Consider the following 24,000-nt stretch of genomic DNA (forward strand, 5'->3'; position numbering starts at 1 on the left):
GATCCCTAATATGAGTCCGCAGTGCGGATACTAAACTTATCTGATGATGCCGGATTCACTGACAGCGTCACCGGTTGCCAGCGGCCGTCGCGCTGCTGACTGATAATCACTTTATCTTTTAAAATTGTTTTCACGGTTGCGTCACTGAACTGATATCCCTCAGCCACCAGCTTGCCGTTAATGATGGCCTGAGGACGCATGCCATGATTAAAAATCGCTGTTACCTGATAACCGGTCTGCGTTTTTACCGCAGAAGACTGACCTTTGTAGCCCCGTCCCGGTCTGGTCGGGTCGCCGGCATGCACAAGCTGGCTCATCATGAGCAGAATGCCGGTAAACACCAAATATTTGCCGTATCTGTTAAACACCGATGAACGCCTTATCTGTACTGAGGGTATACACTTCCACGGTGACATCTGCCGCCGGCCATGCCGTCACCTCATAATCAATTGACCGCCAGTAGAGCTGCCTTGAGCGGGTTTCCAGCACTTCGATGAAATTCTTAACGTCGAAATAATTGCCCCTGAATGTCATTGTCACGCCATGCTGATAAAGCTCTACATCCTGCATGGATTCGTTATCTGCAAAAACAGAGACGGGCTCCGCCGACGACATTTCAGTCAACGTCAGTGCGTGGGTATGGGAAAACACTTCTTCCACCAGCAACACCATTTCATCCGGCGAAACCAGCTCGTCGAGTTGTGTTGAAAAGCTGACGGACAAATCATTCTTTTTAGCCACCAGCTCATCATATTCAGCATGCTTTTCTGCATCAGGGTCTACCGACAGCGCTTCCACGAACAGGGCCTGTTGCGCCTGTAACGTCTGCTTTTTCATTTCTTCGGCAGCCAGTTCTTTTCTGTACTCGCTTAAGTCATTCATGGCAGGCTCAATAAAGAAGGTGAAGCCTGTAAGCAGCACCAGTGCGATACCGGATACCAGTGTCATCACCTTTTCCCGCCGGGATAACGCTTCAAATCTAACGTGTAATGAAGGCTTACTCATTGAGCACCTCCCGGCAGCGTTAAACCCGGCGCACTTTGCTGTGCCGGCGCAGCAGCCGTTGCTGATGCCGTTCTGCGGGTGGACAGCTCGAATTTCAGGGCGTCATCTTCGTCCATATACACCCGCGCAGCGGCAAAACTGCGTCCTCTGAAACTGCTTGTTTCACTCAACCGCTGTAACCAGCGGGGGAAAGCCTGGGGTGAAGACACCTGCCCGTTAAAGGTCATGTTCGTTTCAGACACCGCCATAGACTCGATCCAAAGATCAGACTCATGTTTGTCAGCCAGGTCGTCCAGCAGAATACTGAAACCTTTGAACCGCAGCGGGGCGCGGGCAGCGAGCTCTTCCAGTACACGACGTTGCTTACTGAGATCCAGTTTGATGTCTTCTACCTTTTTGATCAGCGCAGGGTCTGCTTTCCAGTTTGTTACCTCGGCCTGTAATTCATCAATCTGGCTCTGATGGGTCCGGTTACGTTCCAGCAGCTTCACATATTCAGCTTCTGCACTACTGGCCAGATAATGATAAATACTGCCTGTTATCAGTACGATGAGAGCAACTACTCCAATGGCAAGACTGACGCTGGCCAATGACAGATAATCAATGCGTGGTTCAAAGCGGGACTGATAGAGGTTGATATTACTTTTCATCAGCCACCACCGGTTTTGCAGACAGCGTTTTATTCCGTGCCGGCGTCAGCGCCATGCCCAGACTGCTCAGATTAGAGATAACTTCCGACGGGTCGTTGACCACCCCGCCAAGATCCAGCTCAGTCACCTCAGCAGAAACTGCCTGTGATATCTGTTCTAAAATAATTGCGGTTTGTGCTGCGTTGATGCGAATCATCACCTTACGTACCGGAGCCTGACGCAGCTGGCTTTCGAAAAAGTCCATGGAACGCTGAATTTGAATACATAATGAATCCAGCACGCCCATTCTCAGTTCTTCTGCGGAAAAACTCCCCAGGTTCTCGAAGCCTTTCAGTCTGCGGCTGAGATACAAGTGACCGTCTTTGACGACGTTCAGAATAATTTCTTCTCCGGCTTCCTGCGTCAGCGTGATAACCGGTTCCTGCAGAACCGGCAACAACGCGCAGTGTGCCAGCTCTTCAACAGAAATACTTTCCAGCCGTACATTCGCTTCAATACAACCGGCGACAATCTCTTTTATGGTGTCTTCAGGCATAGCAACGACATTGACTTTTTTATTGCCGGCCAGTGGCACAGGCAGGTCGAAATAGTCCAGCACCATGGGTTTGTCGAACCCCATAAGTTCTTTCACCGGCCACACCAGAGAATCATTGATTTCGTCATCTTTAACGTCGGGCCGGTCAATCTGCAGTAATTGATACCAATTTTGCGCCAGCGCAACATGGCACTCTGCACCGGACAGCTTTTGCTTTGCTACCCATTTACTGAGTTGCGCCTGCCACTGGGAATAAAGCACAGACACTTCAGAGACAACAAAGGATTCACCGCCTTTACTACGCAAAGCCGTGAAGGTAGCAGTTTCGGCAGACAACGACACACCGACAGCCATGCCGGCACGCTTCGACTGAAAACGTTGTTTGAGATAAGTTGTCCAACCAATGTACATAGTGATTAATTCGCTTAGTTATTATTCAGCGCCGGCAGAAAAAAGTGTCAGCGTACTGTCAGCCGTTTAAGTGTAGACGATTAACGCCCCAATAGCCGTTATCCTTCTCTGCAACTGTCCAGCCCCGCTGTTGCAACCTTTTGCGAATTTCCCTGTTCATCATTCCATGGCCAAACATGACTATTTTTTTATGGGTCTTTGCCCGCACTTCCAATAAGTTAACGGCCATTTCTGCCCGGGCTTTAGCGTCTTTATAGCTTTCAAACCTGCCACCCGCCCCGGCCATCCACAGGGCGCGACTAAAATAAACCCAGGTCCACGCTCTGAGCCGGAACGGAAACCGGTAATAAGGGATATCCATCTCTCTGAATAAACTGCTGTATTCACAGGCACCATGGCCGCAGTAATATCGGGCCGTTAAACGGGCCCGGTGCAAATCGCTGCTCATGACAAAGTAGTTGTTAAGACTCAGTAATTTAGCGGGTTTACTTCGGGGGTCAAGGTCGGCAGCATTATACTTTCGAATCCAGTTCGCGTAACCTGACGCTGTACAACGGATATTATCTGCTGAGCGGGGTCTGCCATGCCGGATCAATATAATTTCAGTCTTCACACCTGTGCTCGTACGTGCAATTTAAATCCGGAATCCGATAATAAACAAACCCTTATGAAAGAGAAAGTACTTTGACCCCGTTACCGTTTTCAGACCGGAGCCTGCCTTCGTTACGCGCGGCACTTCCCCGCTGCGATGTAAAAGGGCCTTACGTCGATGCACTGAACAAAGCAGACGCGCCGGCTAAAAGCAAAAAACAGGCAATGAAAGCCCTCTTTACATGCCACGGTCCCTGCTGGATTGAGCCGGTATTTTGTTTGTCAGGTAATGCCTTCGTGGAACTGGGCCGGTTCGTTTTTCTCAATCACAACGTGACATTTATTACTGAACAAAATATCCGTCTTGGCGAAGGGGTATTTGTCGGGCCGGGCGCCATCATCAGTACCGTGCCATTAGACACAGGAGAAATTCATTCCCCCCTCAATATGAATAATGCGCCGGTGACAATTGGCGACAATGTGTGGATTGGTGCTAATGCGGTTATTCAACCCGGCGTCAATATTGGCAATCAGGCCATTGTCGGTGCGGGGGCAGTGGTGTTTGAAGATGTTCCGGCGAACACCACAGTCGCGGGTTCGCCGGCCACCATCCGGAAAAAATGATAATGCCTCATCATCTTTTCAGACGGGCTAGACCCGTCTTAAAATGACCAGGTCACGCCCAGGGTTGCTGTCGTACCCAGACCTTTAATATTGTAGCCACCGTAGGTGTATGACTGAGCCCGCGCCGGGTAATAATCACTGTTAAACAGGTTCTCGATTCCCATAAACGCATTCCAGTTGTCTGCAAACTGATATTTCCCGCTCACATTGAAAATGTTGTAGCTGGAGACCGGACCCTGATCGCCCACATATTCCCCGTCCGCATTGGGCGCAAAGCGCTTACGGTCGCCAACGTGCAAATAGCTTACTGTCAATGACATACTATCAAGGGGACGCCAGTTTACATTTACCGTGGCCTTCGGCGGACTGATTTGGCGCGAGCCTAAATAGATATCGGCTTCAGTATTCTTACCTTCAACGTAACTGTATGTCGCAACGACACCCAGAGTTTCAGAAATACGGTAGTCAACCAATCCTTCATATCCCCAGATTTCCTGCGGTGCACGCACCGGCTCATACACACCGGTAACGGCATTAAACTGGTTTGTGGTGCCCAGTTCAGAAGTGCTGCGGTAAGCAGCCACTTCAATACGAACATTATCAAACAGGGAGGTGAAACCCGCTTCATAGTTATCGATAATGGACGCTTCTGTCTGAATCAGACCGATATCGTCTACCGTTGCAGCACGGAGTAAACGGCCAATATCGGCTATATCTGAACCCTGGGAATAGTTAATAAACGGACTGAATACATCCTTCCAGTTGTACTTGATAGCTATGTTGTACGTCGTGGCATCATAATCAATGGTATCTCCCTTTACCTGTAACGGTACAGAGCATTGTGTTGCAGTACGGCAAAGCTTGAGCGTTTCATAATCATCGACAGTTAAGTCAATGCTTTCTCTTCTGACGCCCGCTTTCACAATAATATCGTCCTGAATTACCCACTTGGTCTGCAGGAAGCCGGCAATGCTGTCCATGTCCATTTCAGGTACCCACACCCGGCCATCCACCAGAGGCTGTGAAGTGGTGTCCTGCAAGGCATCAACACCATAAATAAACGTTGCTTCCACGCCATCGAAGTCGGCAATGGTGTTGAATGTGGCTCTGGCACCACGTTTCTCAGAACGGATAATCGACTGGCCCCCGTCGTAACCTTCGTCAGGATTTGCAAGGTTCGGCGAAAAGAAGAACACATTTTCTATGTCCTGCGAATACACATCGAGGGTCATTTCGGTGTTGGTGAAGAGATTGCTGTCGGTGTATTTAGCGGTAATATTTTCATTTCCGTCAGGCCCCTGGGGCTTACCCTGTTTCTGAAGGGCTTCCGGAACGTGAATAGCGTAGGTTTTCTCACCCTGATTAATATCGCCGGCCACATCCCCTAAATCTGTTTTTTGCTGAGAGCTGAAATAGTTGTAACTGAATTGCAGACGCTTTTCGTCATCAAATTCATAACCCAGTTTAGTGAAGTAGTTCTGCGTTTCGGCGTCTGAAAGCCCGTACTGCAAGCCAAGAATATCGCCCTCAGCATCCCGCTGCACGCCGTTTTCTTCGTAACTGGCAGTCAGCAGGTAATCAAAGTTACCGGCTTTTCCGTTAACCGCTGCGGATACCCTGGCGCCGGCGGACTCTTCTGTTTTTACCGCACTGAACCGTGATGACAGACTGATCTGCCCTTTATGGCTGTCCTGAGTTGTGGCTTGCTTCGTAATGTAGTTAATGATACCGCCTGATGCGCCGTTTCCGTATACTGACGTGGCACCTTTAATCACCTCGATACGTGCAAGAGCACTGGGATCGATAGTTTTAATCCCCAGTGAACCATTCCTCAGCGGCGTTGACTGCGGCACACCGTCAATCATGACCAGAGGCGCCCGGCCCCGCAACGACTGACCGGTATTGCTTGAGCTGCCTGTATCAGGAGCAAGTCCCGGCACCATTTGCGCCAGCAAGCTCTGAAGCTCGGGATTAACCTTCAGATGTTCTTCAATCTGGCGCTGAGAGATGACGGTAATGGACGCCGGCACTTCATCAATACTTTCGATAACACGGCTTCCGGAAACAATAATACGTTCAATATCGTCTGTTTGCGTTTCGACAGCCATTGAAGAGGTGCTGACAGCCAACGCCACGAGAGAAAGGGAAAATTTATACATGAAAACTCTTTTAAGAAATATAACAAGAAGAAAGGCGCGTTATACTAAAGGTGTAGGGAGGCAATGTAAAGATAATGAAAACTATTCTCATTATCTTGTCAAAGTATGACTTATTTGTAGTGTCGCTTGTACCAGAACCAGATCCCTGAACCGGTAAAAAAAGCAGGCAACAGAGCAACAAAGAACCATAAGAACTGAACCACAGGGCCGGCAAAATCGCCGGTATGGAACTTATATTTGAAATTCCAGACCTGCGTGGCGACGTTTGCCGAAGAAGCATCGTAGCGTCCGGTTTCCTGCCCCGTCACGGGATGAGCCCATACCCAGCTGTAAGCATGGGACTCGCCGGGATTTTGCATTCTGAAACCAATATGTTCACCGGCTTTCAGAGGGAAATAGATGCGGAATAACCGGGCATCAGGGAATATTGTTGTTGCACGGTCATAAGCGATATCGATGGCGGCAGGCAATAACGATTCAGACGCCGTAAGCCGCGCGGGTACGGGCCGGGTTTCCACCTCTGAAAAAGTGATGGTTTCGACGACCTGCTGCGTTGGCTTTTTCCAGTTGAAGGCCATGCCGGTAAACGCAATTAAGAGCAGTGGTACTAATAAGTAGACACCCAGCACCGTATGAAGCTGATACATCAGGATACGTAATTTTGCGCGGCGTTTGATAACCAGCCGCTTTAACCTGTTTTTCGGTTTCACCCACAGGTAAAAACCCAGTAATAGCTCGAAGATAAGTACCAGTGCGCTTATCGAGACCCAGTTACGTAACGGCTTGCCCTTCTCTCCGTCCTCATACAATAGCCAGCGATGCAAAGCCATCGTGAAGCCGTAGATAGTGGTGTTGTAGTCATACCGGTACACAACGTCACCGGTATAAGGATTGACACTGACATGCTCATCGTTCGCCAGCTTTCCCTGCCAGGCAAGCTGTGGATCCGTTTCCGGCATCAACATGGCAAAGGGCTGCCCGGTTTCCCTTTCAACGGCAGACATCAGGCGTGAAAGAGGAAGTACTTCATCCTGTGATGACACCTGCCATTTATCAGGTTGTGAAAGAATCTGGATATCTTTGGCGTAAACCAGCAGCGCTCCGGTCACACTCAGACAGGTAATAAACAGTCCTGAAATCAGCGCCAGCACAAGGTGTAGTCTTCTAAGCCAAAGTTTCAAATGAGCAATCCCGGGTGTCCGTTCAACGGTGAAGTTCCGGTGCCGGCTATTTCTTCCGGCACGGTAAGCCGGCAATACTAACAGGAAAAACCCTTCCCGGAACACTCTCTTTCAGGCTACAACCTGAAAGCTTCCCGGATCCATCCGTGCACGGGGCTGTGGTGGGTGCGCCCGTGCCATACAAGATACTTGGCAAAACCGGGCACATCCACTGGTAGCGGCAGCACTTTGAGATCCGGTACCTGACGGGCAATTCTGGCAGGAACCACGGCAAAAAGATCGCTGGTCCTGACCATATCCAGAAGTACAAAGAAGCCGGGAACCGACAGTACAACGTTGCGGGAAAGTCCAAGTTCACGCAGTTTTTCATCCGTGATACCGGAAAACGCACCACCGTTGTACGACACGATGGCATGACCGGCCTGACAAAAGGTCGTCACGTCCGGTGCTGCTTCTGCAAGCGGATGTGCTTGTCTCATCACCCACACGTAGTGTTCTTCAAAAAGCAGGCGGGATTTCAAATCCAGCGGCGTGGTTTCAGGTGTCACCAGGGCTAAATCTAATTCTCCGCGCTCCATCTTTTCTGCCAGCGTGGATTCATTTAACCAGTGACAGGCAATTTTCAGTTCAGGCGCCAGCTCTCTGAAGCGCGGTAGCAAAGGCGTTATCACGGTGTTCAACGAGTAATCCGTCACCGCTACGTTCAATGTCATTGACACCTTTTGGGGATCAAAATCATCCGGTTGCAGTGCGGTATCCAGTTCGTCCAGGATACGTCGTACAGGACCGGCTAACGCCTGCGCCCTGACCGTGGGAACGATGCCTCTCTGGCTGCGGACAAAAAGCGGGTCATTCAGGTTCTGACGCAAACGGTTCAGCATGCCACTGACTGCCGGCTGACTCACCGACAAGGCCTCTGCGGCCCGCGACACGTTCTGTTCTTCCATCAGGGTGAGAAACACCTTGAGCAGATTCAAATCGATATTTTTAAGCCCTGACATGCAGAATCCGTTTATCTGTAGTTAACATTACTGGCGGGCAGCAGACACCAGCCCGTCCAGCCATTCCTGATGACCATTGATCATAGGATTAGGTTTGGCAACCGCCAGCGCTTTGGCGGGCTCACCAACCTGAGTTTCCTGCGTCAGAATGCGCAGTCTGTCACCGGGTAATTCTTCAATTAGCCAGGCATGATGTACATCCAGCCTGTCTTCACCTTCTCCGCTCCAGCCGTGCCATGCTATACGACCGGGCTGTTCATTCTCCGGAGCCTGATATTCCACCACTTCACATTCAACGGGAAAACCGAAGGTTTCGAAGTAAAAGGTATCGCCGGCTTTGAGCGTCTCACTGTTGCTGTTATGAATTACCGGATTGGCAGAATTGGCATAGTACTGTGGCCAGTATGAAGGCTGCGCCAGCAGGGACCACACTTTGTGAATATCCAGTGCCTTAACGATTACCTCATTGGAACAAAAATTATCGGTATACCCCGGCAGATATTGCTGTGGCCATTTGATTGCGTGCATAAAAACTCCTGAAATAGTAAGTCGTCAGTTGACGTACTACATCATTGAGCTTAGCCAGATATAAATCCAATCGCCATTTACCATTACAGCTATCAGATATAATTATAACTGGAATTTTCCGGTGAACAAAAACAACAAACCCTGCAAAAAGCAGGGTTCGTGAGTATGAAGAGTTTTGCGTTCTTTATCAGAACGATGACTTTCCTAGAACGGAATATCGTCATCAAAGTCAAAATCAGGCTCGGCCATAGGCGGCTTGTTACCACCTTGCTGGTTTCCACCCTGATTGCCGCCGCCGTAGCCGCCACCCTGATTGTTACCCTGTGGACGTTGCTGATAACCGCCGCCCTGGTTGTTGCTGTAACCACCCTGGTTGCCGCCCTGATTTCCACCTTGTGGACGTTGCTGGTAGCCACCGCCACCTTGTCCGCCCTGACCACCACCTTCGCGGCCGCCCAGCATTTGCATCTGGTCGACAATGATTTCTGTGGTGTAGCGATCCTGGCCTTGTTGATCCTGCCATTTACGGGTTTGCAGTTTACCTTCCACGTAAATTTGTGAGCCTTTCTTCAGGTACTCACCAGCAATTTCTGCCAGTCGACGGTACATGGTTAACCGATGCCACTCTGTACGCTCCTGCATCTGACCTTGCTGATCCTTCCAGCTTTCACTGGTCGCCAGACTCAGGTTTGCCACGGCGTTTCCATTTGGCATGTAACGTACTTCAGGATCGTTCCCGAGGTTTCCTACCAAAATGACTTTGTTGACGCCTCTCGTTGCCATCGATGTCTCCTGTTAACTCTGTCTTTGTCTGTGACTTATGAATTCACAGCCACCCGCCCCGCACGCTTTTTGCGGATTTCTGGCGGATTTAACGTTGCTGCTCAACGTTGTTCCCTGCCCGTGCAGTCGCTGTAAATTTTGTGATAGTGGGCCAGTATACCTGATTTTTTTCTCTGGCTAAGGGAATATTTTCGTTAAATAAAAGCTGAGGCAGTCAGTTAATTGTCGCACAAGGTTTTTTCCGGATTTATACACCCGCAGCCCCAACCTGTTTCTATGCTGAGTCAAAATTTATCACACGCGGAGATGCTGTCGAGCTGTACTGACGGTCCGTTTTGTTTACCTGACCGGACAGATGTCCGCGAATTAAGTTATTAACATCTAAAGTTAATAATTTTCGCTTTAATGTAATCGTTTTCTCTCCAATAACGGGTATTTTACAGGCAAAAATGGCTTTTTTAGAAAAATTTCACAAGATCTATGGTAAACGTTTACCCATTCATGTTATAAAGTTGTTATTGTGAAATGACAGCAGTCTGTGCCCTACAGTGTCTCGCCTGATTTATCACAGTACCTACGTGCTCCAACGCATTATTAGGACACGATGAGTAAACGTTTACCCTGAGAGTTACGTATGAATAATAAATTTAAATTAAGCCTGACTGCAGCGGCACTCGCACAATGCCTTACGCTGACTACTGCTGTTGCACAGGAAAACACTGACACAAATACAGCCGTTCCTGCAGACGAAACCGAAGTTATTACGGTTCGTGGTTTCGGAAGCACGCTGACAAAATCCCTTCAGCACAAAAAACTTGCTGATTCGACGGTAGAAATTATTTCTACTGACGATCTGGGACAACTTCCTGACGTTACTATTACCGATGCACTGGCCCGTTTACCCGGGATCGCCGCTGATCGTGACCGCGGTAATGCCAGCATCATCTCTATTCGTGGTTTGGGCCCGCGCCTGAACCTGGCAACCATGAACGGTCGTGAAATCGTTAGCGGCGAGCCAAGCCGCAGCGTGCGTTACGAGCAGTTCCCTGCCGAATTAATCAGCTCTGTAGAAGTATTCAAAAGCCCGATGGCGAACCAGACAGAAGGGGGTATCTCGGGTCTGGTGAACATGAACTTCGTTGAGCCACTGTCGAAAGACGAGCGTCAACTGACCATCTCAGGCCATCTGATGGACTACCCGCTAGCCGACGACATTCCTACTGCAGATGCACAGGGCAAGCGCGGCAGTTTCAGCATTGTTGAACCTGTGTCTGACACCCTGGGTTTCGCTTTTGGTATTGCCTATCAGGATCAGCCTTCCGTTCAACGTGAAACCACCTCTTATTCCTACAACAAAGTTGCCGCAGAACAAGGCGACGTGAATGACAATGGTATTACTGAAGCCGCTCCCTGGGGTGGTAAGTCAGGCACTAAAGGCGGAAACACTGAGCGTGTAGGCACCATGGGTGTTGTACAGTGGATCCCCACTGACTCTCTGGAAGTGAAATATAACCTGTTCTATTCAAAATTTGATATTGAAGAGCGTGAAGACCAGTTATGGTTTGATGGTTGGGGTAACTGGGCAAACGGCAGCGTATGGAACTACCAGAACTCTGCTACCACACCGGAAGTCATCACTAAAGCAGACGGTACCGAGCAACTGGTTGCCGGTGGCATGCTGTGGGGCGCACATTCGGTCAATAACGCTACATGGTTCCAGGAAAATGAGCTTATCAGTACAGGTCTGAATCTGGACTGGCAAGGTGACGTGTGGACAGTGAATGCCGATATCGGTTTCTCAACAGCATCAATTACTTCACGTTGGGTAAACCTGACGTCTGACTATACAGGCCCCACGCCTGTTGATATTGGCTGGGATGTTACCGGCGACAGTCTGGCCATCACCTCCGATGTAGATATCAGCAACCCTGACTACTACACCTTAAATGGTATGACGGTAGATAAAGATCGTGAGCTTGAAGATGACATGCTGACGATCAAACTGGACTTCTCCCGTTATATTGACTGGGGCCATGCGACGAAGTTCAGCTACGGCGTACGCTGGTCAGATCGGGAAAAAGACAACAGTGTAATCAGCTGGTGGCAAGGTGTCACCGGAACGGCTGACTCAGGCTACGCCAGCAGCTATGCATTAGGTGGCGGTCTGGTCTCCCCTGACATTTATACTATCAACGACTGGCAAGGCACAGTCGATCAGGCCTTCGGTGGCATTGACGACCGTAGTAATCACGAGCCCACAAACGACGATTTATTTGCCAGCTGGAACCTGCAGGAAACCAATAAAGCCGCTTACTTCATGTTTAACCTCGAAGGCGAAATGTTTGGTGTGCCTTATACGGGTAACGCAGGTGTACGCTACGTACATACGAGTTCTACATCGGCGGGTGTTCAGCAAAATGAAGAAGGCTTTGCTCCGGTATCGGTAGATCACAGTTATACTGAAATCCTGCCATCTCTGAACCTGCGGGTGAGTATCACCGAAGATTCGCAAATCCGTGTGGGCCTTGCCCGTACCATGTCCCGTCCGCCATTGATTGAAATGCGTACCGGCTTCCAGTTAAACACGCAGTCTGAAGTGAAAACAGCTTCAGGCGGTAATCCTTCACTGGACCCCTTCGTGGCTGACCAGATTGACTTAGGCTACGAGCATTTCTTCTCTGAAGATACGGCTTTCACATTCTCAGTGTTCTTCAAAGATCTGAAGACCCATGTGGGCACATCGACTGATGTACTGACACTGGATGGCGTGGACTATCAGTTCAGCGGCCCGGTAAATGGCGACGGTGGTCAAATCCGCGGTTTCGAAGTGATGTATCAGCAGGCATTCTCAATGCTGCCGTCTCCTTTCGATGGCCTGGGTATTTATACCAACTACAGCTTCACCGACAGCAACGTGACAGAATTTACCCCTGCGGAAAATCCGTTACCAATGGGCGGTTTATCTGAACACGTGGGCAGCCTGACATTGTGGTATTACAAAGCCGGTGTTGATGCGAAAGTATCGTACAACTACCGCAGTGAATATACCCGTGTAGGCAGCTGGGAACCCACTGAAATCTACACCATTGACGACGAAGCGACCGTTGATGCCAGCATTTCCTATGAAGTGACAGAAAACTTCAAGCTGATGCTGCAAGGTCAGAACCTGACAAATCAGGTTTCACACACATACTTCGATAACGATCCAAGTCGTGTGGGTAGCTATGTCGAGTGGGGCCGTCGCTACTTAGTCGGCTTCCAGTACTCAATGTAAGGTAAAAACTCGCCGGACCGTCTCAAAGGGGTCCGGCGACATTTCCTTTTCCATCTTTCACACAAATCCGTATACCTAACCACCCGTCAGAGGCTAATTAACGTGATCAACGCTATTCGTCTTACCTGTATTTTAGGGGGGTTGTGGACGCTCACAGCCTGCCAACCTGCTGAACAACCTGAGTCATCATCTTCAACGGCTGTGCTGCCGATTACTGAAAAGCAGCAACCTGTAAGCCAGACTATTGGTTTTAACAAAGCCTGGCAGTTTAAAAAATCAAAAGATGACGTATTACCCGAAGACATTAAAGGTGACTGGGAAAATGTGAGTCTGCCTCACACACCTCAACTTGAACCTGAGGTGGTCAACGATCAATGGCAGGGCACGGCGTGGTACCAGAAGTCTTTCACCATGCCGGAGGACTGGACTGACAAAGAAGTCCTCATTCGCTTTGAAGCAGCCATGAACAGTGCACAAATTTGGCTGAACAACGAAAAAGTGGGAGAACATCTTGGTGGCTATTTGCCTTTTACCCTTGATTTGACCCCATTTTTAACACGCGGTGAAAACCTGCTCCGGGTAAAACTGGATAACCGCGATAACCCGGTTACCGGTCCTAAACCGCTTAACCTGCTGGACTTCAATACATACGGCGGCCTTTACCGCGATGTTAACCTGCTGGTGAAAGACAAGTTGATGATTACCGATGAAATGCTGGCACAGGAAGTGGCTGGCGGCGGCGTATTTGTCACCTATCCAAAGGTAAGCGAAGGCGAAGCACTGGTAAACGTTAAGACACAAATTGCGAATCACTATAATGAAGCAAAGTCTTTCCGGCTCACTCAGTCTTTATCTTTCAATGGTAAAACACTGGCTACAGAAACAGAGAGTTACCAGTTATCCGCCGGCAGTGATAAGCACTTTGAGCAGACGCTCAGCGTTAACGCGCCTGCACTGTGGTCACCGGACTCGCCAAGCTTATATACCTTAACGACAACCCTTTCCCGTGAAGGGCAAGTAACAGAAACCCAAACCCGTAAAATCGGCATCAGGGAATTTGCCTTTAACGATAAGCATGAGTTACTGATTAACGGCAAAAAAACTTTCCTCCGTGGCGTTAACCGGCACCAGGAATACCCGTTTACGGGCTACGCAACTTCTGCACAGGCTGACTACCGCGATGCGGTGAAAATTAAGTCAGCCGGTTTCGACTATGTCAGGTTATCCCATTACCCTCACTCACAGGCCTTCATGGAAGCAGCCGACGAGCTTGGACTGGTACTTTTAGACGCGGTGCTGGGCTGGCAGTACTACAACAGCGATCCTGCGTTTGAGGCGCACATTGTGCAGTCTTGCGAAGATTTAATCCGCCGGGACCGTAATTACGCCAGTGTTATCGCCTGGGAATGTTCGCTGAATGAATCGGACATGCCGGACGCATTCATTGCCACCTTGTCAGACACTGTGCATCAGCACTTTCCCGGGGCTTTCTCCGCAGGCTGGGAATATGGTTATGATATTTTTGTTCAGGCCCGCCAGCACCGGTTACAGCATTATGAAACACCCAGGCAACCGTATATCGTGTCGGAATACGGCGACTGGGAATACTATGCGCAAAACGCCGGGTTAAACCAGGACTCCTGGCAGAACCTGAAAGAAGACGAACGGACCAGCCGGCAGTTACTGAACAGCGGAGAACAACGTTTGCTGCAGCAAGCATTAAACCTGCAGGAAGCCCATAACGACAACTTTACTGTGCCCGCGTTTGCCGACGGATACTGGGTCATGTTCGACTACAACCGGGGTTACTCTGACGACATAGAATCCTCGGGCATCATGAGTATCTACCGCCAGCCTAAGTACAGCTATTACTTTTACCGTAGCCAGCGGGACGCCGACCAGCTGGACGCCCGGTACGACAGTGGCCCGATGGTTTATATCGCCAGTGACTGGCAACCTGACTCAAGTACACAGGTACGCGTATTTTCTAACGCTCAGGAAGTCGCGTTGTACCTGAACGACGAGTTAGTAGCAAAACAACAGCCGGACAATAATCCGCTCACAGCGCACCTGGCTCACCCGCCATTCACTTTTGATGTTAGTCAGTTTGAAGCCGGCACCCTGCGCGCAGAAGCCATCATCGATAATGCCGTCGTTGCGGATCACAGTGTCACAACCGCATTAAACGCGACTGGCATCAGGTTAAACATCGACGAGTCAGGCGTTGCGCCGGCAACCGGAGTGAATGACAAGGTGTTTATTTATGCGCAACTCGTGGACGATAAGGGTAATCCCGTATTTGCAAATAACATCACCCTGTCAGCAACGGTTGAAGGCGACATCAGACTGCTCAACCAAAGCCCTGTTGTTACAGCAAGGGGCGAAGGTGCGTTATTACTGGAAATCCGAGATACGCTTAAAGGCGCTACAGTCACGGTTTCAGGTAAAAATCTGAAGCCGGCAACGCTGACTTTCTAACAGAACAGGACTCTACAGAATGCATATTCTTGTTACAGGCGGCGCAGGTTATATTGGTACACATACCTGCATCGCACTTATTGAAGCGGGCCACTCTGTGGTGGTGTTAGACAATTTCTCAAACAGTCACCCTGAAGCGCTGAAGCGTGTTGAACAAATTTGCCAGCGTCCCGTCCCTTTCTATGAAGGTGATGCGGGTGACGCAGACACGTTGAAGCACATTTTCAGCCAGCACCACATTGACGGCGTTATTCATTTCGCGGGCTCAAAAGCAGTGGGCGAGTCGGTAGAAAAGCCCATGCTGTATTATCGCAACAACGTGACAGCCAGCCAGACCCTCATTGAAACGATGAACGATGCGGGCATACACACGCTGGTATTCAGTTCATCTGCCACGGTTTACGGCGATCCGCACTCAGTGCCGATTTTTGAAGATTTTCCATTAGGGCCAACAAATCCTTATGGCAGAAGTAAGCTGATGGTGGAACAAATCATTCAGGACTTCTGTCAGGCCAGCGGCGCATTCAGTGGCATTATCCTGCGCTACTTTAATCCTGTCGGCGCCCACGATAGCGGCAAAATTGGCGAAGATCCTAACGGGATCCCCAATAATCTCATGCCTTTTATCGCCCAGGTCGCCGTTGGAAAGCGTGAGACTCTGTCAGTATTTGGCAGCGATTACCCCACTGCTGACGGTACCGGTGTCCGCGACTATATTCATGTATGTGATTTAGCTGACGGTCACGTGAAAGCCCTTGAAACCCTGCACGGCCAGCCCGGTAGTCACATATTCAATTTGGGGACGGGCAACGGTATTTCAGTGCTGGAAATGGTGAATGCTTATGCCAGCGCCAGTGAACAGCCTGTCCCTTACCAGCTTGTTGCCCGCCGTCCCGGGGATATTGCCTGCTGCTACGCCAACTCAGACCATGCTAAGAAGGTGCTGGGATGGGAAGCAAAACACGATTTGCACAGCATGGTATCAAGCAGCTGGCACTGGCAGTCCGGCAACCCTGACGGATACCAGAACGGAAAATAAAACAGACTGTTATGTCTGTTGAACCGTCGACTATTTGTAACAAATTCAGAGAAAGAGTGATGATGTTTTCACGATTGATATCTAAACAGCGATTTTCTACCACGTTTCTGGCTACCACGCTGTTAGCCGCTATGGTTTCTCAACCTGCTGCCGCTTCAGAGGAGGTGAAACACCCTACCCCGGTTACTGTATCAGACGGCAAACTGCTCTGGGCCAGTGGTGAGCCTGTGTATCTGTTCGGCGTTAACTACAGCGCGCCGTTTGCCTACGGCTATCGCGCCATTTCCCGCCGTGGCATTGACCATAAAGCGGCTATCGATATGGATGTGGACCATATTGCCCGTCTGAAACTGGATGCATACCGGATCCACGTCTGGGACAAACTTATCACAGATAAACAGGGCAACATGCTTGATAACGAATATGTGGAACTGTTCGATTATCTGATGATGCGCTTGCAGGAAAGGGGTATCAAAGCCATTTTGACGCCAATCGCCTGGTGGGGAGCCGGTTATCCGGAACCCGATCCTTCCGAGCCGGGATTTGCGGTGGGTTTCAGCAAAAACGATATGAACGAAAAGCCTGAGCTGATAGAAGCCCAGCAACGCTACCTGACTCAGTTTATGGCTCACAAAAACCGTTTTACCGGTAAAGTAATTGGCAGTGACCCTGATATCATCGCTTTTGAGCTTTTCAATGAGCCGAAGCACCGCCAGGCCCCTGAAAAAAGCGCTGCTTACGTTAATACCCTGTTGGCGACTGTCAGAGATACCGGTGTCACCAAGCCACTTTTCTATAACCTGTCAGAACAGGGAAATCAGCCGGATTTTGCTGAAGCGATTTGTAACAGCAATGTGGATGGTGTTGCATTTCAGTGGTATCCCACAGGCCTGCTGAAATACAGTGCACTGAATACCAATGTACTGCCTTCAGTGGCGACTTACACCAATCCTTTTGTAGATATTGATGCCTGTGCATCCAAAGCGAAAATGATTTACGAGTTTGATGCCGCTGATGTGACCCGCAGTGTCATGTACCCGGCAATGGCCCGTAGCTTCCGTGATGGCGGATTCCAGTGGGCGACCCAGTTTGCTTACGACCCTGCTGCAATAGCCGATACAAACTCCGACTACAACACCCACTTTTTGAACTTGCTGTACACGCCCTCCAAGGCCATCAGTCTGATGATAGCCGGTGAAGCATTCCGTTCATTGCCGGACGATTATCAGGCGCCTGCCTATCCTGAAAGCAACCAGTTTGGTGATGTCACACTGTCATACGACCAGGACCTGAGTCAGTACGACGACGGACAGCAATATTATTATTCTAACTCTACCACGCAGGCTCCTGAAGACGCTGAACGTCTTACTCATGTTGCCGGTGTGGGCAGCTCGCCGGTGGTGAGCTACAACGGTTCGGGGGCGTATTTCCTCGATAAACTGAGCAACGACCAGTGGCGACTGGAGGTGTATCCTGATGTCCTCACATTGCAAGATCCCCATCAAAATTCAAGCTTACAACGTGAAGTAGCCCGACTTTACTCCCATTCGCGTGAGTTTGATGTGTCCCTGGAGGGCCTTGGGAGCACCTTCTTCGTCCACGGTCAAAACAAAGATAATACTGTCAGTATTCAGGCTGAAGATGGCAAATTCGCCGTTTCACCCGGCATCTATTTGCTGTCGGCAAACAAAGATGCGCAACCGGTTAAAGATACGCAGTTCCTGTTACCCGCGCTCACCACGAAGACAGCTATGGTTGTGCACCAACCTCAACGTAAGCGCAACGTAAACGAACCACTGATCATTACCGCCAGCGTAGAGGCTATCAGTGCATCACCATCGGTTACCCTTCAGCTTCGCTACGAGGGCTATAACGCCTGGGAATCTATCCCGATGACATCAACGGACGGCGTTACCTGGCAAGCCAGTTTGCCTGATGACAAAGCATGGCAAAAACCCGGTAAACTTGAATACGCCATTACTGTGGAAGACAGCGGCGAAGTGTGGACATTCCCCGGCAAGCAAAAAGGCAAACCGCAGAACTGGGATTTTCTGAATACCGCGTTTTATCACACCTTACTGCAACCGGAGAATACGCCGGTCACACTGTTAGACCCGGCCAGAGACCGCTCAACATTTATCGCACCTCAGGACACCGTCAGCTGGCCTGCCAGTTCGGCAACACAAGAGGGCGCTACGGTGGTCCTCAACGTGTTTGATGAAATGATTCAGCAGGGCGGTCCGCTACTGCGTACCGATCTGGCTGTGGGCAACCGGCTGACTGACAGGAAGCTGGATGACTACGATGCCGTTGCACTTCGCGTACGTGCTTCAGGCGGAAGTGACCGCTTGCAACTTGGCTTTATCGCCAACGATGGTCTGGCTTACGGCACAGACTTCCCGGTCAGCAAAGAATGGAAAACACTGGTGATACCGCTGTCTGCCTTTAAACCGGTTCCGCTGTTATTCACCCGTGCCTATCCCACGTTTATGCCTGTCACAACTGGCCCGTTCGACCAGGCACCGCTGTCCCTGAATGCCATAACCGGTCTGCAGTTCTCGTTGCCGCCTTTAAAGCGGGCGCCAAAATCCGGTTACCGTGGTATTGAGTTGGGAGAGGTTGCCCTGATTAACACGAACAACTAACAGGACATGACCCGGCAGTCGCCGGGTCATATTTCATCCCCGCCCTGTATCAGCGCTATGTGTCTGAAGTGGATTTTACCGGCTTGCGGCGTGGCGTCATTATCGAGAATAAATGTCAGGTATTGATAATTACCTGCTTTGAGATACTCACCTACCGGTATAACCAACCGTTGCCAGCCGTCCTGTTCGCTCAGATCATCAACAAGATGACCGTATGATTGCGAACCACCGAAGCTTAATATCACGCCGGGTCCCTGCTTTAAATTGGTATCCAGGCCTAACGCGGCAATTTCCGCCGGACCTTCAATTTTAATTGTCGCGACCAGCCGGCTGCCAGCGTCGACAATGAACTGCCCTGCGATTTGTTTCCATGCGTTACCGGATAACGTTAATGTTGAACCATCATCGCTTATAGTCATTCCGCCATTGACGGTGTCATCCTGTTTCGCATCGTAGCTTGCCGGTGCAAACTTATTAAAATTGAGCATTTCCTCAAGTAACACATGGCTGAAAGACAGGTAAGGAGCCGCGCCGGTCACCGGGCCGGTTTTTCCGGTGATCAGTCCGCCTGCGAACTTCGAAAAATTAGCAACGGTGAGACCATCAGCTATGTTCAGGGTTTTCGGCGCTGCCTGTTCAGCCAGTGACCGGGCAAAGGCGGTGTTTAGCTTAGTTGAGTCGGCAAAAGGCACAGTTATGTCAGCCTGAAACCGCTCGCTGGCGGTATCCAGATTAAACAGGTAATTACCTGTGAAGACACTGCGGACATCGAACTTTTTATCAAGAATGCTGAAGCCGGATACGTCTGTCGCCGGACCGGTGATAATCACATTGTTCACCGCGTTTACCCAGAACCCGTCATCACCCTGGACATAAGATGCGGTGATACCGTTTCCTGAAGAATAAACGTAGTTGTTGAACAGGTTAACCTGTCCTTCAGGATTAGATGACACGCCGCCGGCCTTGATAGCTGCCCACATCATACCGCGCTCGTCGCCCATGCTGTGAACGGTGTTATGAAAAATATAAGACGGTCCGCGACGCACCGGCGCAATACTTATTCCGCCATAACCGTGGGAAAAATCATTGTTGTAAACCAGTACGTTGTGCTGACCACCATCCAGTTCGATAATGTCGTCGTTGGCGTAAGCAAACGTGTTGTTATATATCGCCGAGTCCCGGATGAAACCGCCATCGCTGTTGAGATTAAACCGGCTTTCCACCACATCATTAAAGCGCACCTCATCAGTACCGGTGAAGGTATTGTTGCGTATTATGATTTGCCCCTGAAAGGCTTCCTCCGGATGGTTGGCGAAAGCAAGGAAAGCATTGGTGCCCTTGGGATGGCCGTTACCCCAGTGGTTTGCGCCAAATACCGGGTCATGCACATAGCAGTTTTCTACGGTGATCACGCCACTGCGACGCATGAAGAAGGCGGAATCGTAGTTAATCTGCCGGCCCCGGTCGTCATAAGCGATGCCTTTGCGGTACTCTGCCGGGCGTCTTCCCCACTGAGAAATGTCGCATCCGTTGACCCAGATATGATGTGCTTCTTCTGCAAAGAAACCGAGCTGACCGCCCTGCGCAATGGTGATGTCTTCGAAATACACATAACTTTGCGCACCGATGCGGATGGCCGAAAGAGCATCCTCCGGGGCTACGATGGGTGTATTAAGATCGCCTTTAATCATGGCCCATGCACCGGGCGCACCTTCGATACCCAGCGCTTCTACATCCAGCGTACCGCCCTGATAAATATCTTTCAGATGATATATCTTCTGAGGGTCCACCGGCGGCTTGTCAGCCCGGGTATAGAAGGAATCTGTATACAAACGGGTTCCGGTATCATCTGTCACACTCAGCTCAATGTCATAGTGTGAAGACGGCTTCAGGTACACTACGGCACCGGATAACGAGCCATTAACAGGGTCAAAGTAAAGCGGGTTAGCATCCTGCCACTGCGTAGTACCAGCTTCACGGAAACGAAGTGTATTGTCAGCACCTGCGGACTGTCCGGGCAATTCTATCCCTGCAGATTCTATTAATGGCGTAATTGTGAGTTGTTCAGGCAGTGGCTCATCAGCACCGGCGCGGGCACTCAGTACAAAGCCGGTCAGAAAACATAACGTCAGGATACGACACATAATTGCCTCGCAAGTAAGAATAGTCAGGGGAAAACAGAACGTACGAACAGTACCGGTGACTATGCTACCAGCGGAAAGAGTTATTTACACATTAAATTGTTTGATAAATACACAATAAAGAGAAGAAGAGGCTGGCTAAAGCCAGCCTCTCTGCCTGATTGACCGGATATCAGAAACTGGTTCTGACACCGAGAGTGTAGCGGGCTCCATCATCGATTAACTGTACAAACTGCTCTTCATAGCGGCCATGACGGGACAAGGTCTCCCCGGTCACGTTGATGCCTTCAAAGAACACCGTGAACGACTCGTTGATGTCGTAGCTGGCTGACACGTCAACCTGTCCGTAGGTTTTAGTGAACCGGGGCTCGGTTCCACCCAGCGGGCTTACCAGATCCTGCATGAACGCTTCACGGTTGTTATACGCCACACGCGCCTGCAACGGCCCCTGCTCATAAAACAGGATCAGGTTCTGGGAGTCGCCCAGACCTTCAAGGGCAAATACCTGGGTGGTGTCGCTGGCATCCAGAGATGCATCGCTGTTTACAACCGTGGCATTCGCCTGAATACCAAACCCGTTTTCAAACGTATGGAGCCACGCCAGTTCCAGCCCGTTTACGTCAGCAGTTTCGCCGTTTCCGGGTAAGCGCACGTTGAAGTCATACTGACCGCTTTGCAGGTTCAGCGTTTGTGTTTCCACTGTCGCAACAATGAAATCTTCCACTTCCTTAGTGAATGCTGCCACTGCCAGATAGCTGGTATCGGCGTAGTACCACTCCAGAGAGAGATCCATGTTGGTGGATAAAAAGGGCTTAAGACGGGCATTTCCTGATTCTGCCTGAAGGTTACCCGGACGGGTTACGGTGACATTAAACGCCGGCACCATGTCGCTCATGGTGGGCCGTGTAAGGGTTTCAGAAAAGCCGACCCGCAACATCAGGTCGTCTGTCAGCTCCATGCGCGCATTGATATTCGGCAGAATGTTCGAGTAGCTGTTCGACTCGCTGATGGGGACACCTTCGTCAGTCGCGTATACATCGCTGTAGTCTGACGGATCATTAGGAATGGGCAATACATCCAGTAATTCACGGCCATAACCGCCCACCGACGTATCTGTCTGACTGAACCGTAAACCGAAGTTGATATCCACCGGCATATCTGAAATCAACATGCTGAAATAGAGCTGGGAATACACACTCAGTACTTCTTCCTGCACACTGAAGGAGTTACTGCCTATGGCAGGATTATTGATACTCTCGGCATCAATGAGTGCCCGCACTTCTTCCGGCGTTTGTCCCGACGCTTCCGATATCTGCTGTACCGCTTCGTCAGAAATAGCGTACTCGAAATAGGCCTCCGGATCGTAAGTTATCCACTGCTGACTGGCCTGCGGGAAAAAATTCTCTGCGGTAAAAATGCTCAGCAAAGAATCCGGAATATCATACTGGTAGCCGCAATAGATGCTGCACAAACTGGATGAAACACTGTTATTTTGCTTCTGCCGGTCCTGGTAGTACACGCCAAATTCCATTTTTGCGAATGCATTGTTGGAGTCCGGCAGCCAGGTAAAATCAGCCCGCATTTCATCAATGGTATCTTCTACGTCAAAACCTTCGCGGTTGGCAACGTGCAGACGTCCCGCAGCGAAGTCCTGCAAAGCGGCATCGCCGCCGTCAATAGTGATCACAGGTACGCTGCCGGAGTAGTCAATGCTGTAAGCGTTGTTGTAACCCACCACGTTAAAGTTATTGGCACCACCGCTGGCATTTTCGGCTTTTGACGTCGAAATGTCGAAATTTGCCGTAAGGTAATCGGTTACATTCCAGTCCAGATTAATGCCGTATGCTTTGATTTCAACATTTCTCGAGAAGCTGCTGCTGATAAAATCTGTGGCACCACCAACACCGTCAACCAGGGTGCTGTCGAGAGAAACCACACTGCCATTTTCATTAAATACCAGGTTGTCCAGGTTACTGTCAGACAACCAGTGCCCTACACTCGTGGCGCTGGAATCCACTTCAAATTTGGAATACAGGCCGTCAACTTTCAGGATCATATTGTCCTGCAGCGCGTACTGCATCACCAGGTTTCCGCTGGTACGCTGACGGTGAGCAAAGTCCACCCGCTGATCATAATTCTGCGGAATATAGACACCATTAAATTGTGCTGAATCTGCATAGGCCGGATTATCCCGTTCCGAACGGTTGGTCAGACTCACATTGGGACGCCAGTAATTAGACTGCAATGTATTGTTCTGTGCTTTACGTTCCTGATAAGAAGCAGCAAATAAAAGTCCGAGGCGGTCATCGAGGAAACGGTTAGTCAACAGTCCGGATACCTGCGGCGTGATCTCCTCAGACAATTCTTCATACATACCCTTGGCGCTGGCGGCACCGGCAAAGCCTTCGAAGTCAAACGGCTTCGCGGTTGTTACATTCACAGTAGCTCCAATACCGCCTTCCTGCATGGAAGCGACAGGGCTTTTATACACATCAGCTCCGCTGATCAATTCGGCAGGCAGGGTGTCAAAGCTGAATTCCCTGCCCTGATTTTCTGTCGCGATCTGACGGCCATTCACCAGGACGGTATTAAATTGCGGACCAAAACCCCGGACCGTGATGAACTGGCCTTCACCGCCGCTACGGTCAATAGCCACACCGGTAATACGTTGCAAAGATTCCGCCACGTTCTGGTCAGGAAACTTACCCAGGTCTTCTGCTGAAATACCATCAGAAACCACATCTGCGGCTTTCTTATTCAGCATGGATTCTTTCAGTGAGTTTTTAAAACCTCTCACTTCAATCACCTCAACCCCTTCTGCCTCTTGAGCGAATGATGGTGTGAGGTGCAGAGCAGCAAAGACCGCGAGCCCGGTTCTAGATAACTGTCGTAAAGGATTTAAATAAAATGTGTGTGAATTCGATGGTGAAGATGTGCGCGTCAAAATTCGCTCTC

The 24,000-nt window shown here is 50.1% G+C and carries 17 protein-coding genes; 5 read left to right on the forward strand and 12 right to left on the reverse strand.

Annotated features, from left to right (window positions below):
- Positions 1-5: 5 nt before the first annotated feature.
- The 5 genes from DS731_RS19435 to DS731_RS19455 are packed head-to-tail and all read right to left on the reverse strand — an operon-like array spanning position 6 to position 3,214.
- Complete coding sequence (locus DS731_RS19435; RefSeq protein WP_119502871.1) at positions 6-368, reverse strand: hypothetical protein; 363 nt, start codon at positions 366-368, stop codon at positions 6-8.
- The gene (locus tag DS731_RS19440) at positions 361-1,005 is read right to left on the reverse strand and encodes a type II secretion system protein M (RefSeq protein ID WP_119502872.1); all 645 of its coding nucleotides are present in this window, start codon (positions 1,003-1,005) and stop codon (positions 361-363) included. The genes DS731_RS19435 and DS731_RS19440 overlap by 8 nt, the downstream gene beginning before the upstream one ends.
- On the reverse strand, positions 1,002-1,655 hold the full coding sequence (locus DS731_RS19445) for a hypothetical protein (RefSeq protein WP_119502873.1): 654 nt from the start codon (positions 1,653-1,655) through the stop codon (positions 1,002-1,004). The genes DS731_RS19440 and DS731_RS19445 overlap by 4 nt, the downstream gene beginning before the upstream one ends.
- Positions 1,645-2,601 (reverse strand): biogenesis protein MshI, encoded by a 957-nt coding sequence (locus DS731_RS19450; RefSeq protein ID WP_119502874.1) that lies wholly within the window; start codon positions 2,599-2,601, stop codon positions 1,645-1,647. The genes DS731_RS19445 and DS731_RS19450 overlap by 11 nt, the downstream gene beginning before the upstream one ends.
- 58 nt (positions 2,602-2,659) lie before the next feature.
- Complete coding sequence (locus DS731_RS19455) at positions 2,660-3,214, reverse strand: histidine phosphatase family protein (RefSeq protein ID WP_119502875.1); 555 nt, start codon at positions 3,212-3,214, stop codon at positions 2,660-2,662.
- Positions 3,215-3,285: 71 nt separating this feature from the next.
- On the opposite strand from DS731_RS19455, the gene DS731_RS22390 reads away from it, so the two are divergent.
- On the forward strand, positions 3,286-3,816 hold the full coding sequence (locus DS731_RS22390; protein WP_119502876.1) for a DapH/DapD/GlmU-related protein: 531 nt from the start codon (positions 3,286-3,288) through the stop codon (positions 3,814-3,816).
- A 38-nt stretch (positions 3,817-3,854) separates the two neighbouring features.
- Here DS731_RS22390 and DS731_RS19465 read toward each other — a convergent pair whose 3' ends face one another.
- The 5 genes from DS731_RS19465 to DS731_RS19485 all read right to left on the reverse strand — a co-directional run bounded on the left by DS731_RS19465 (position 3,855) and on the right by DS731_RS19485 (position 9,468).
- Positions 3,855-5,975: a TonB-dependent receptor gene (locus DS731_RS19465; RefSeq protein ID WP_119502877.1), complete on the reverse strand. Its 2,121-nt coding sequence runs from the start codon at positions 5,973-5,975 to the stop codon at positions 3,855-3,857.
- 110 nt (positions 5,976-6,085) lie between these two features.
- The gene (locus tag DS731_RS19470) at positions 6,086-7,156 is read right to left on the reverse strand and encodes a PepSY-associated TM helix domain-containing protein (protein WP_119503518.1); all 1,071 of its coding nucleotides are present in this window, start codon (positions 7,154-7,156) and stop codon (positions 6,086-6,088) included.
- A gap of 116 nt (positions 7,157-7,272) precedes the next feature.
- The gene (locus DS731_RS19475; protein ID WP_119502878.1) at positions 7,273-8,157 is read right to left on the reverse strand and encodes a LysR family transcriptional regulator; all 885 of its coding nucleotides are present in this window, start codon (positions 8,155-8,157) and stop codon (positions 7,273-7,275) included.
- A 27-nt stretch (positions 8,158-8,184) separates the two neighbouring features.
- The gene (locus tag DS731_RS19480) at positions 8,185-8,685 is read right to left on the reverse strand and encodes an SRPBCC domain-containing protein (protein WP_119502879.1); all 501 of its coding nucleotides are present in this window, start codon (positions 8,683-8,685) and stop codon (positions 8,185-8,187) included.
- A 204-nt stretch (positions 8,686-8,889) separates the two neighbouring features.
- The gene (locus tag DS731_RS19485; RefSeq protein WP_119502880.1) at positions 8,890-9,468 is read right to left on the reverse strand and encodes a single-stranded DNA-binding protein; all 579 of its coding nucleotides are present in this window, start codon (positions 9,466-9,468) and stop codon (positions 8,890-8,892) included.
- A gap of 634 nt (positions 9,469-10,102) precedes the next feature.
- On the opposite strand from DS731_RS19485, the gene DS731_RS19490 reads away from it, so the two are divergent.
- The 4 genes from DS731_RS19490 (at position 10,103) to DS731_RS19505 (ending at position 18,904) form a co-directional block, all read left to right on the forward strand.
- On the forward strand, positions 10,103-12,742 hold the full coding sequence (locus tag DS731_RS19490; RefSeq protein ID WP_119502881.1) for a TonB-dependent receptor: 2,640 nt from the start codon (positions 10,103-10,105) through the stop codon (positions 12,740-12,742).
- A gap of 102 nt (positions 12,743-12,844) precedes the next feature.
- Positions 12,845-15,220, forward strand: a complete 2,376-nt coding sequence (locus DS731_RS19495) for a glycoside hydrolase family 2 protein (RefSeq protein ID WP_232373416.1) — start codon at positions 12,845-12,847, stop codon at positions 15,218-15,220.
- Positions 15,221-15,239: 19 nt separating this feature from the next.
- A complete protein-coding gene (galE, locus tag DS731_RS19500; RefSeq protein WP_119502882.1) occupies positions 15,240-16,259 on the forward strand; it encodes a UDP-glucose 4-epimerase GalE in 1,020 nt (339 codons plus the stop codon).
- 59 nt (positions 16,260-16,318) lie between these two features.
- Entirely contained in the window at positions 16,319-18,904 is a 2,586-nt protein-coding gene (locus DS731_RS19505; protein WP_232373417.1) for a CIA30 family protein, read from the forward strand.
- Positions 18,905-18,930: 26 nt separating this feature from the next.
- Here the strand turns inward: DS731_RS19505 and DS731_RS19510 are convergent, their stop codons facing one another.
- Both DS731_RS19510 and DS731_RS19515 read right to left on the reverse strand, forming a co-directional pair.
- Positions 18,931-21,048: a right-handed parallel beta-helix repeat-containing protein gene (locus tag DS731_RS19510; protein ID WP_119502883.1), complete on the reverse strand. Its 2,118-nt coding sequence runs from the start codon at positions 21,046-21,048 to the stop codon at positions 18,931-18,933.
- Between the two features lie 169 nt (positions 21,049-21,217).
- Positions 21,218-23,851 carry a TonB-dependent receptor gene (locus tag DS731_RS19515; protein WP_232373418.1) on the reverse strand — a complete coding sequence of 878 codons (2,634 nt, stop codon included), beginning with the start codon at positions 23,849-23,851 and terminating at the stop codon, positions 21,218-21,220.
- Positions 23,852-24,000 lie beyond the last annotated feature (149 nt).

This window comes from Alteromonas sp. RKMC-009, from assembly GCF_003584565.2.
Taxonomy (GTDB): Bacteria; Pseudomonadota; Gammaproteobacteria; order Enterobacterales; family Alteromonadaceae; genus Alteromonas.

Coding starts and splice junctions, on each gene's coding strand:
- DS731_RS19450 (WP_119502874.1), bottom strand. CDS start 2,601: ATGTACATTGGTTGGACAACTTATCTCAAACAACGTTTTCAGTCGAAG.
- DS731_RS19490 (WP_119502881.1), top strand. CDS start 10,103: ATGAATAATAAATTTAAATTAAGCCTGACTGCAGCGGCACTCGCACAA.
- DS731_RS19445 (WP_119502873.1), bottom strand. CDS start 1,655: ATGAAAAGTAATATCAACCTCTATCAGTCCCGCTTTGAACCACGCATT.
- DS731_RS19510 (WP_119502883.1), bottom strand. CDS start 21,048: ATGTGTCGTATCCTGACGTTATGTTTTCTGACCGGCTTTGTACTGAGT.
- DS731_RS19440 (WP_119502872.1), bottom strand. CDS start 1,005: ATGAGTAAGCCTTCATTACACGTTAGATTTGAAGCGTTATCCCGGCGG.
- DS731_RS19485 (WP_119502880.1), bottom strand. CDS start 9,468: ATGGCAACGAGAGGCGTCAACAAAGTCATTTTGGTAGGAAACCTCGGG.
- galE (WP_119502882.1), top strand. CDS start 15,240: ATGCATATTCTTGTTACAGGCGGCGCAGGTTATATTGGTACACATACC.
- DS731_RS19480 (WP_119502879.1), bottom strand. CDS start 8,685: ATGCACGCAATCAAATGGCCACAGCAATATCTGCCGGGGTATACCGAT.
- DS731_RS19505 (WP_232373417.1), top strand. CDS start 16,319: ATGATGTTTTCACGATTGATATCTAAACAGCGATTTTCTACCACGTTT.
- DS731_RS19475 (WP_119502878.1), bottom strand. CDS start 8,157: ATGTCAGGGCTTAAAAATATCGATTTGAATCTGCTCAAGGTGTTTCTC.
- DS731_RS19465 (WP_119502877.1), bottom strand. CDS start 5,975: ATGTATAAATTTTCCCTTTCTCTCGTGGCGTTGGCTGTCAGCACCTCT.